The following is a 9,271-nucleotide window of genomic DNA, read 5'->3' on the forward strand; positions in this document are numbered from 1 at the left end:
TGGCCGAGGCCGACGGCGAGACGAAGGTACCGGCCGAAGGAGGAGTCGCCTCCCCGCTGCTGGCCAACATCTATCTCTCCGTCCTGGACCGGCACTTCGCTCGGATCTGGAACACCGAGATGAGTCCCGGATGGCAAAGGCAAGCCCGGCGCCGCAAGGGACTGCCGAACTACCGCCTGGTGCGATACGCCGACGACTTCGTCGTGCTCGTGCACGGCACCAAGTCCGAAGCCGAGACACTCAAGGCGGAGATCGGTGAACTGCTGGCGAGCAAGCTGAAGATGACCCTCTCGGTCGAGAAGACCCACATCACCCACATCGACGACGGCTTCGTCTTCCTGGGCTTCCACATCCACCGAAGGCCCTGGTGCGACGGGCGTCGCGTCGTGCTCACCATTCCGTCCGAGCCCGCCTTGGCGTCGGTGATGCACAAGAACAAGAAGCTGACGGGGCGAAGTATGACATCGCTCTCGTTGGAGGAGGTGCTGCGGTCGGTGAACCCGGTCCTTCGAGGCTGGGCTGCCTATTCCCGCTACGGCGCATCCAAGAGAACGTTCTCCTACCTCGGCTGGTACGCGTGGTGGAGGCTGCTTCTCTGGATCCGCTACAAGCACCCCCACCTGACCTGGAAACAACGCCGCTACTACGGGGCGGACCGCATCACCGAGGGCGGGATCGTCCTCTACAACCCGGCGAAGATGCGGGTCCAGCGATACACGTTTCGTGGAGCGCAGATCAGCACGCCCTACAACATCGACGAGGTCGATCCCGACGGAGCACGCTTCCGTCGGACGAACCACGACGATGTGGCCTTCGTCGGCCAGATCAGCGAATACCTCGCCTGACCAGCGGATCACGTGGAGAGCCAGATGCTCGGCCAACGCGCACGTCCGGTTCAGCGGGCGGGGACGGGAAAACCGACGCCCGGAAGGGCGCACGGCGTCCCGTCCCCCACCCAACACATGGAACTCGACCGCCGCGGCGCCGAACTCCTCTTCCAGGTCCTGACCGAACGCGAGGAGAAGAACAGCGTCGCCATCGCCTCCAACGAGTCCTTCAGCAAAGCGCACATATTCCGGCGAACCTGTGCCAGGCAGCACCGAAAGTCAATGGGTTCGGCCTTGCCGGGCACTGCGATTAGTCCTCGGAGAAGGAGAGGCAGACCGCAGCCGGCTCCAAAGTCACCTGGTTCTGGGTGTAACAGTCCGCTTGCCGGGTGGCGACCTCGGCTCCGCAGTCCCGGCAGACCAAGTTCAGGCCATTGCCGCCTGCAGGGCCCTGGCAGCAGCCGATTGAACGCATGAGGTCGGGATGCTGTTCCGTACCAATCATGTCGTCGGGGTCAACGATGAAGCCGGGGACGTCGCCGCTGAACTCGTCCAGCCGAAGGTTCGGGGCATAGGTGCCGCGGGGCATACGGGCCGGACGTGTCCGGACGCCCGGGATCTCCGACATCGGGACGAATAGCGGCACCTTCACCTTGGCGACCGATCCGGTGAGAGGGTTTCGGCATTGGTCACACAAGAAACGCGGCATTCTGCTGATTCTGCAGATCGAAGACCGTCTTGACCACCGATTTAATTGCGGCCCTGGTCGCGTATCCGGCAGACGTCCGGGGTCGATGTGGTCGGCGAGGTACATGACGGCGGCTTGCGGGTCCATGTCGAAGGCGGCGGCGACGAGCTTGGGATCCATGGTGTTGACGAGGTCGACCAGGCGGGTCCCGCGGACCATCCGGGGCGGGTAGCCGCAGTCGTCAAGGACGTGGGACAGCTATACCGTTTACGCTGGGCTCCGGCCGCCCTTCGTTCCTTTGGTGACCATGACGTGGGGGTTCTCCGTCGGCCAGACCGCCCGGGGGAGGAAGACATCGCTGCAGCACGGTCCAGGATGCGGGGTCGAGCGGGACCGGGTGCGGCCGTTTGCCGAGCCGGACCGTTCGCGCGAGCGCGTCGACGTCGCCCGGCCTTTGACCCCGAGGTCACCGGACAACGCGGTCGACGTCCTCGGGCGTCACCTCCCACGCCGGCCGCCCCAGCGCGGCGAGCGTCCGCTCCAGCAAGCCGATGCTGTTGTCGATCGTCACCGGGCTGAACCCGCGGGCCCACCACGAGGCGACAAACGCGTCCACACACACCGCCTGGAACTACCACGGGTCCGTGACTAGCGGCCCCTGCGGGACTCCGCCGCCCGCGATGACCTGCAGCCTCGCCTCGGCCACCGGTACACCTTCCTCGCACCTGAACCGTCAAGGCAGCACCTGGAAAACCTGAGCGCCACCGCGAGAACCAACGAGTACCTCAGGAGCAGGAAACGGCCAGGTGGCAGCAGCGACTCTTGTGTGGGAACAAGTGCCCAGCCCCAGATGGTTGGACCAAGACCTTCACCGATCCCCGTCTCTGCGCGGCCATCGTCGACCGCCTCACCTTCGGCGGAAACATCATCGAGACCGGCACCGACTCCTACCGTCTCGCCACCACCCGCGCCCGCGCTGAGCAGCAAGCCGTCGGCTGAATCTGGCGCGGGAGTGCCTACGCGGAGCGAAGGTGGGCGACCTACCCCTGGCGCAGGAATTCCCGCAGGTCCGCGGCAACAGCCGTCATCCCTTCGCCGGCTTCGATCACGGTCGTCACCGTGCATTTCCAGTCACCGGGAAAGAAGCCGGACCGAAGCGTCCAGCTCAGATACACATGACCACCCGACTCGAAGGTCGCCGTCACGACCAGGTGGTTGTTGATCCAGACCCGCTCCCCCTCCCAACCACGGAAGTCTCGCGCGAGGCCGTCGAAGAACTTGCTCATGTCATCCCAGACGGTGACGGTCACGCTCTCGAGCCGTGCACGCACACCATCAGCAATGGCCTCCAACGCGAAGACGGTCTCGTACTCATCCGCACGCGACCAGTCGAACAACCGGACAGAGCTCGCCAGCGCCCCCGGCCCCCGCACGACGAGCTCGACCTGTCCGGGACCCACCTCGATCAGACTCACCCGCCGAAGGATACGGACGTCAACACGTTGACGACATCACGTTTCCGTGGCCCGGGACCGCTACTAATTCTCATCCCCCCATGGGCTTCGCGCTGCGCCACCTGTCCGCTGGGCTGGCAGCCATCCTCTCGGCCTGCACACCGTTGGCGGTCCTGCTGGCCTCGGCTGCGCTGGGTTCTCGGCGCCTGGGCGCGGTCAATGTGTTGGGGGTGGTCCTGGCCTTCCTGGGGGTCACGCTCTCCGCCGTGGACCGGATGGGCAGCACTGGTGTTACCACCGCGGGGATCGCCTGGGGTGCGGTCGTGTGGCGTGCCTGTCGGCGGGCACGCTCCTGACGCCTCGTTTGGTCGGCCACGTCGACACCTACGCCGCCACTGGGTGGCAGGCTGCGATCGGCGGCCTGCCACCCAGTGACCTCGCCCTGGTCACCCGTCAGCCGGTCCACTTCACCTCGGGTTTGGTGCTAGGCGTGGCGTTTCTCGCCCTCGGCGCTTCGATTGCCGGTATGTCCTTGTGGCTCTTACTGATCCAACGCGTCGGGCCGGCTGGCGCCAGCATCGCTCAGTTCATGCCGCCGGTCTTCGGCGTGGCCATTGGCGCCGCGTTCCTCGGTGAGCCCCTGACCTTGCTGGAATCCGCAGCTGTACTCCCCATCGCCCTCGGCCTCCTGCTCGCCACCCGCTCGACGGCCCGGACGCCGAGCCACGGCGCGGCGCCTGGGAAGGCTTCGGCGGCGCCGATGCGGTGTCGATGTGGCCAGCGCGGGTGCGGGCGGCGTGATCTGACGGTGAGACGAGCAGGATGAGCTGTGCGCGTCCCGCGAATATCCCGGCTCGGGCTGGTTCGTGGACCGACACGCTGTTGTACGCCTTCCAGGCCCTTGCTTTCACCATGACGCTTGGGCTTCGAGCGGCCTCCGAACGTGCGCTACGTCAGTACCCGCATCTAGCTGGTCGCCCGTGGGGCACCTGGTCGTGAACGGGTGCCGAACCCGCAGATGGCGTTCGGGGACACAGAGTGGCATTAACGGTCTGACTGGGCCCCACTTTTCCGGCCCGAGTTGGCCCCACCGGCGGGGCTTTCCGTGTAGGGGTCCGGCGTGTGGGGTTCGGCGAGGTCGCGGGCCAGCGTCTGCCATCGCTCGGCGGCGAGGGCGGCTACGCCTGCCGCATAGGTGACCATGGCGGCAGGGGCGCGGACGAGGTTGATCAGGGAGGTCAGGCCACCGTCTCGGCTGGGTCCCGCGAGCTGTTCGATGTCGCCGATCCACCATCGGTCGGTCTCGTCGCTGCCCCAGTAGGCGCACGTGGCTACCAGAGCGAGCATGCGCTCGATCTCGGCCTGGAGCGTGTTGAGTCGGTGGGCGTATTCGGCGGGCTCGTCGGCCACGCGCCAGGGGCCCCGGCGCATGGGGAGGGCGGTGATACGGGTGAATTCTCTGCGGAGGGTGTCGTGCAGGGAGATCGCTTGCCTGGTTCCGGCCGGCACCGCCCTCAATCGTTGGATCACGCCTCCCCTCGGGCGGTACCTGGTCCATCCCTGATCTTACGGGGGTCTCCCCGGCTTCAGCCGGGGAGGGAAACGCATCCTCAGACTGGAGGCGCGCAGCGCCGGAGTTCACTCCGTCCCTGGGGTGATGGGAGGTCGTCGAATCCCCAGGGGGCGGATTCCGTTGTGTCGGGTTCCCTTCCGTAAGGCAGGTCGGGTTGCGTGTGGCCGGTCAAGGCCAGGAAGGGAGAGGTGGCCCATCCCGCATCTGCGATTCGTCGGGTGAGCGCTGACTGCGCGGCAGTGTCGCCCACGGTCTGCAGGTGGGTCAGGAGCTGGTCGGTCACCAGGAGATCGGGCATCTCGGGATGCATGAGGAGCCGGTGCCGCAGAATCTGCTCCTGATCGGCGTCGATGGTGTGCAGGGTCCGCAGCAGCATGACAGTGCCGTGGGAGTTGTCGAGGCTGGCGTGGTCGGCGGGGGATCGGGCGAGCAGGACGTCGAGGGCCGAGGAGTTTCCTGTCCTGTGCAGCGTGCTCAGGAGCTGGGCAGTGGTTCTGGGATCGTTCAACGGGGCCTTGTGTGCGAAGTCCGAGCCCAGGAGGAGGGCCTCTGTGTGCGGAGCATGACGGTGAAGCTCGGGCAGCAGGGTGGCGACGGCATCGAGGGACGCCGAGGGCGTGGTGCGCGCTGCGTGTTCGGCGAGGCGGCCGGCCAGAGCGTGTTCGTCCAGCTCGATCAGTGTCCGAACGGCGGTGGCGGTGGCGGCAGGGTCGGGCGGGGAGGGGAAGTCGGTGGTCAGCCGGCAAAGAAGAGCGGACGCTGCCTGTGGGTGGCCGGTACGGCACAGCTCTTCCAGGAGAGGAGCGGCCGCAAGGAGGGGTTGTGAGGGCAGTTCCCCACCGATGCGGTCGGCAAGGAGGCTGGCCGCGTGGGAGTGGTGGCTTCGGTGGAGGGTGGCCAGCAGACCAGCCGTGTGGTCGGAGTCGTCGAGACGAACGTGCAGAGCGGCCTGTTCTGCGAAGGCATCGGCCGAGTCGGTCATGCGGTGGCGGTGGAGGGCGTCAACCAGGACGGCGAGTTCCACGGGCGGGCGGACCGGACAGAGCTGCATCAGCCGGTCCACCCATGCTGCTTCCGCCTGGCGGTCCTCCACTTGCCCGAGAAGGGACAGGATGAGCGCGCCGTCCTTCGCATCGTTCAGGTCGGCGCGTGCCACCAGTCGGCGCATGGCCTCCTTCGCGACGTCGGGAAGGACTGCCTTCAGGGGCCTGATCAGTGACAGCGCGTCGAAGAAGGCTTCGTCGGCCGGCATGCCGACCACCGCGTCGACAAAGCTGTCGGTGAGAGTGGCGAGCCAGTCAGGATCCGCTGCAAGGGCGCGGCGGGTCAGAACGCCTTCCGCCTCCGTCAGCCCGGACTCGCGTACTGCGGCAAGCATGGGCAGGATGTCGTAGGCATCGTCCAGAGGCATGGTCTGCACGGTCCGCAGGGCCAGGGCACCGGCTGGGCCGTGGTGTCCGCTTGCGTGAAGCTGCCGCACAAGCGCGGCCGCCAGGGAAGCAGGGGCGGGGCCGGGAGTGTGCTGGAGGGCCCACTGAGCTGCTGTGCCGGTGATGCCTTCTCCGTGGTGCTGCAGCTGGTGGAGCAGACGCGGGACGGCGTAGGGGTCGCCCTGTTCCGCGCAGCGCTTGAACAGGCGGGCGGCGTGCCGGTGCAGGAGCCGTCCGCGTGCCGCATGCCCCAGTTCCAGGAGCATGTCGCAATCGTGGACGTGGTCGGCCAGGGCCTGCCACAACTGGCCCGGGCCGATGTATTCGCGTCGGGTCAGGCGTGTGTGCTGTTCGAGGTAGTCCGCCGGTGTGTAGTTGGCGTCCGGCTCGCCTGCGCGGGAGCGGACAGCGGTGAGGGCGGTCAGGGTGTGCCGGATGTCGGTGCGGGTGCCGTCCTGGCGGGAGCCTGCAGCCAGGTCGGTGAGGGCGGTGGTGGCCCAGTCGGCGCTGCCCGGGCGTTCCCAGGGCTTCAGGTATCCGTCGGCTGCTGCGGCGAGCAGGTTCGCGGACATGGCTGGGGTGTGGCCGAGCCGGCGGATGTCGAGGGCTGCGGTGAGCAGGGCGTGTTCGACGGGGGTGAAGTGTCCCTCCGTCTCGTAGGCGTCGACGAGTTCGGGGCCGCCGGTCAGGCACTGGATGACTTTCCCGTCGCCGGCCGCGGTGGTCAAGGCGTGGACGATGCGCTGGTCGCGGGCTTCGTCCGGCGGCCCGGTGCGGTCGGTCCAAGCGGTGTGCTGGTACGGGGTCAGGCGCGTGGGCACCTGGATCAGACGGCACTGGGGCCCGGTGAGCAGCGAGCGCGCCGCGGCGTGGGTGTCGGGTCGGCTTGCTTGCGCGGTCAGCTCTTCGAGGTAGGGGCGGCGCCAGAGGGTGCCGAGGGCGAGGACGCCCGGGTGGGTCGCCAGGTGGCGTTCGAGCATGCTGGCGGCCTGACTGCCCTGGTGGCCGTAGAAGAAGCGCTGGGCCTCGTTGAGCCACAGCACGCTGTCTGCCGTGATGGTTCCTTCGCTCAGGCTCTGCAGCAGCTCTGCGGCGTCGGCCGGCCGGTGCAGCGGCCAGTCGGGCGCCGTGGCCAGCAAAGCCTCATACAGGGCACGGGTTTTCCCCGTGGTCGAGTCCCCGACCGTCATGACCAGCAGCGAGGGGCCGTTGTCGCGGACCTGGGCAAGGGTGTCCTGCAGGAGCGTGTCGAAGGGACGCTCCAGATAGGGGGTCAGGGATGTGCAGTGGCGGTGTGCGCCGCAAGCGTCTCGCAGGGCGGCACGGTGGACTCCCAGCTGGTGGGGATCGGCTGAGGCTGCGCTTTCGCGGGCTGAGGCGTGCCCGGGTGGCGTCTGTGCGTTGCTTTGCGCCTGCGTGAGCCATTGCTGCCAGTTCGGCTCGTGCAGCAGTCCAGGGGTGACGTTGCGGGGACTGACCCCCTTGGTTCGAGCGTGCGCGATCAAGGTCCGCACGAGCGGGCCGAGGGCTTGTGGCTTGGGGAGGTTGTCCCCTCGCGTCCAGGCGCTGACGCGGTTGCCGTTCAGCCCGCGCACCGCTTGCGTGCGCCCTCTGGCGGCGTGCGCTGCGGCCTGGCTCTGCGTGAGACCGGTCACCGCGAGCAGCTCGGCCAGCCGAGCTGCGAACTCGCTCCTGGTGACGTTGCCGCGAGGGCGGTCGTGGTCCTCTTGCACCTCTCCCCCACGCATGTGCCGGTCCGGTTTTCCCGGACCGGGACCGGTCCGGGAAAACCACCCTAGCTGTCTTGACCTGCGCCCTTGCCCGGTGGTGGACGCAGCGAACTAGCCGGAGTGACGCGTTGTGCGGCGTCATGGGCCCCGGACCGGCACCTGCCGGCGGTGATCACTTCAGGGAGAAGCCCATGCTGACAACGGTTCTTGCCTCGATTGCGGGTCTGATCGCGGCCTTCACCGCGGCTTGCCGGCTGCCCAGGGCGCTCGCCGCGCTGATCCGCGCTGTCATTCCGGTGATCACCGCGTGCCATGAGGTACGTGATGCCTGGCGCCGCTGAGCCGGCCGACCCTGCAGGGGCAGCACGATGCCTGCGGTAGAGCGTTACCCGCCAGATGTAACAGCAGCCCGCCTGGGCACAGCGCTGTCCGACCAGCAGGGACGGGCAGGGACGCATGAGGTCCAGCAGCGGGCGGGTATCGAGGTTGAGAGCTCTGGCCAGGCTTGCAACGGTCTGCGCCGAGGGAGCAGGCGCCGAGCTGCTGAAGGCTCGGCTGACCACGGTGCGGCCGAGCCGTACGCGCCGGGCCACCTCTGTTTTCTTGAGGCCCAGCTCGACCCTTGCTGCATCCAACCGCGCCCGCAGCTCGGCCAGGGCGGCCGTCGGCTCCTGCCGCTCCCCCGCATGCTGCTACAAACGGCTCGCCCGCCTCACCACACAGGACACGTCTTAGGAACCCTCGCTGCCGCCCCCAGCTGCTGGAAGAAGCTCGCTCAAGTCATCATTCGGGGACACGGTCCTGTTGACTCATCACGGTGACGAGGGTGGAGGAGATGTGGGCCAGGGCTGGGTCTGCAGCGATGAAGAACGTTTCGACTCCGGCCAGTTCGTGGTTCATGCGGGCCATCGGCATTTCGTAGTCCAGGTCGGGAACGCCGCGGACTCCGCGGATGACGACGTCGATTCCGACTCGGCGGCAGTAGTCGACCAGCAGGCCGCCGGTGTGGGAGTCGACCGTGACGTTGCTCAAGTCAGTTGCTGCCGCGCGGAGCCGGTCCAGCCGTTCCGTGATGGGGAAGCGGCCGTTCTTGTTCGAATTGAACATCACGCACACGACGACCTCGTCGAACAGGAGGGCAGCGCGCCGGAGTACGTCCTGATGCCCTTGAGTGACCGGGTCGAACGATCCTGGGAAGAGGGCTCGCATGATCGGAAAGAGTAACAAGCGGCCGCTCCCGGTGGTGAGGTGCCAGGGCAGCCAAACCACCAAGATCAAGCGTGACAGGGAGAACTTCTAGCGGGACGGGACAACCGCAACGTCACACGTAGATCACGGCCACATGGGACACGCTCTAACTGGCCCTAACGGAAGTCGTTGATCATGTGACTACCGGCGGGACTGCTCGTTGGTCTGGTCGTGGGAAAGCGTCAGCCGCGGCCGTGGGTCGTGTCGGATGAACTGTGGGCGCTGGTCGAGCCGTTGTTACCAGAGCCGGGGCCGAAGCTGGTCTCAGGTCGCCCGCGGGTGCCGAACCGGCAGGCCTTGTGCGGGATTCTGTTCGTGCTG

Annotated in this window: 10 protein-coding genes and 3 pseudogenes; 7 read left to right on the forward strand and 6 right to left on the reverse strand. The window is 67.4% G+C overall.

Features of this window, described 5'->3' with window-relative positions; all coding sequences use genetic code 11:
- Nucleotides 1-845 (forward strand): group II intron maturase-specific domain-containing protein (locus tag AB0H32_RS44095; RefSeq protein ID WP_361133970.1); only part of this gene is annotated, 845 nt, incomplete at its 5' end.
- Nucleotides 846-959: 114 nt separating this feature from the next.
- Nucleotides 960-1,061, forward strand: a pseudogene (locus AB0H32_RS44100) (AAA family ATPase); the annotation flags it as partial.
- A gap of 76 nt (nucleotides 1,062-1,137) precedes the next feature.
- On the opposite strand, the gene AB0H32_RS44105 reads toward AB0H32_RS44100, so the two are convergent.
- The gene (locus tag AB0H32_RS44105) at nucleotides 1,138-1,734 is read right to left on the reverse strand and encodes a hypothetical protein (protein ID WP_361133994.1); all 597 of its coding nucleotides are present in this window, start codon (nucleotides 1,732-1,734) and stop codon (nucleotides 1,138-1,140) included.
- A 633-nt stretch (nucleotides 1,735-2,367) separates the two neighbouring features.
- On the opposite strand from AB0H32_RS44105, the pseudogene AB0H32_RS44110 reads away from it, so the two are divergent.
- Nucleotides 2,368-2,514 (forward strand): annotated as a pseudogene (locus AB0H32_RS44110) (ATP-binding protein); the annotation flags it as partial.
- Between the two features lie 41 nt (nucleotides 2,515-2,555).
- On the opposite strand, the gene AB0H32_RS44115 reads toward AB0H32_RS44110, so the two are convergent.
- On the reverse strand, nucleotides 2,556-2,990 hold the full coding sequence (locus tag AB0H32_RS44115) for a DUF6228 family protein (RefSeq protein WP_361133973.1): 435 nt from the start codon (nucleotides 2,988-2,990) through the stop codon (nucleotides 2,556-2,558).
- Between the two features lie 80 nt (nucleotides 2,991-3,070).
- Here AB0H32_RS44115 and AB0H32_RS44120 point away from each other — a divergent pair, with 80 nt between their 5' ends.
- Together AB0H32_RS44120 and AB0H32_RS44125 are read left to right on the forward strand one after the other, a co-directional pair.
- Nucleotides 3,071-3,325 carry a hypothetical protein gene (locus AB0H32_RS44120; protein ID WP_361133975.1) on the forward strand — a complete coding sequence of 85 codons (255 nt, stop codon included), beginning with the start codon at nucleotides 3,071-3,073 and terminating at the stop codon, nucleotides 3,323-3,325.
- Nucleotides 3,295-3,795 (forward strand): DMT family transporter, encoded by a 501-nt coding sequence (locus AB0H32_RS44125; protein WP_361133978.1) that lies wholly within the window; start codon nucleotides 3,295-3,297, stop codon nucleotides 3,793-3,795. Before AB0H32_RS44120 ends, AB0H32_RS44125 begins: the two co-directional genes overlap by 31 nt.
- Before the next feature lie 218 nt (nucleotides 3,796-4,013).
- On the opposite strand, the gene AB0H32_RS44130 is transcribed toward AB0H32_RS44125, so the two are convergent.
- On the reverse strand, nucleotides 4,014-4,499 hold the full coding sequence (locus tag AB0H32_RS44130) for a hypothetical protein (protein WP_361133980.1): 486 nt from the start codon (nucleotides 4,497-4,499) through the stop codon (nucleotides 4,014-4,016).
- A gap of 80 nt (nucleotides 4,500-4,579) precedes the next feature.
- Entirely contained in the window at nucleotides 4,580-7,705 is a 3,126-nt protein-coding gene (locus AB0H32_RS44135; protein WP_361133983.1) for a hypothetical protein, read from the reverse strand.
- A gap of 188 nt (nucleotides 7,706-7,893) precedes the next feature.
- Between AB0H32_RS44135 and AB0H32_RS44140 the strand changes: the two genes are divergently transcribed.
- Nucleotides 7,894-8,043 (forward strand): hypothetical protein, encoded by a 150-nt coding sequence (locus AB0H32_RS44140; protein ID WP_361133986.1) that lies wholly within the window; start codon nucleotides 7,894-7,896, stop codon nucleotides 8,041-8,043.
- Nucleotides 8,044-8,184: 141 nt separating this feature from the next.
- Here AB0H32_RS44140 and AB0H32_RS44145 read toward each other — a convergent pair.
- Nucleotides 8,185-8,358 (reverse strand): annotated as a pseudogene (locus AB0H32_RS44145) (helix-turn-helix transcriptional regulator); the annotation flags it as partial.
- 127 nt (nucleotides 8,359-8,485) lie between these two features.
- Nucleotides 8,486-8,911 carry a pantetheine-phosphate adenylyltransferase gene (coaD, locus tag AB0H32_RS44150; protein WP_361133989.1) on the reverse strand — a complete coding sequence of 142 codons (426 nt, stop codon included), beginning with the start codon at nucleotides 8,909-8,911 and terminating at the stop codon, nucleotides 8,486-8,488.
- Between the two features lie 210 nt (nucleotides 8,912-9,121).
- On the opposite strand from coaD, the gene AB0H32_RS44155 reads away from it, so the two are divergent.
- Nucleotides 9,122-9,271: transposase (locus tag AB0H32_RS44155; RefSeq protein ID WP_361133991.1), on the forward strand; the 150-nt coding region annotated here is incomplete at its 3' end.

Origin of the sequence: Streptomyces sp. NPDC020362 (assembly GCF_040642095.1) — a bacterium.
In the GTDB taxonomy this organism is placed as follows: domain Bacteria; phylum Actinomycetota; class Actinomycetes; order Streptomycetales; family Streptomycetaceae; genus Streptomyces.

Excerpts from the sequence above, each read along its gene's own strand:
- AB0H32_RS44105 (WP_361133994.1), bottom strand. The coding sequence starts at position 1,734 with ATGGTCCGCGGGACCCGCCTGGTCGACCTCGTCAACACCATGGATCCC.
- AB0H32_RS44120 (WP_361133975.1), top strand. The coding sequence starts at position 3,071 with ATGGGCTTCGCGCTGCGCCACCTGTCCGCTGGGCTGGCAGCCATCCTC.
- AB0H32_RS44140 (WP_361133986.1), top strand. The coding sequence starts at position 7,894 with ATGCTGACAACGGTTCTTGCCTCGATTGCGGGTCTGATCGCGGCCTTC.
- coaD (WP_361133989.1), bottom strand. The coding sequence starts at position 8,911 with ATGCGAGCCCTCTTCCCAGGATCGTTCGACCCGGTCACTCAAGGGCAT.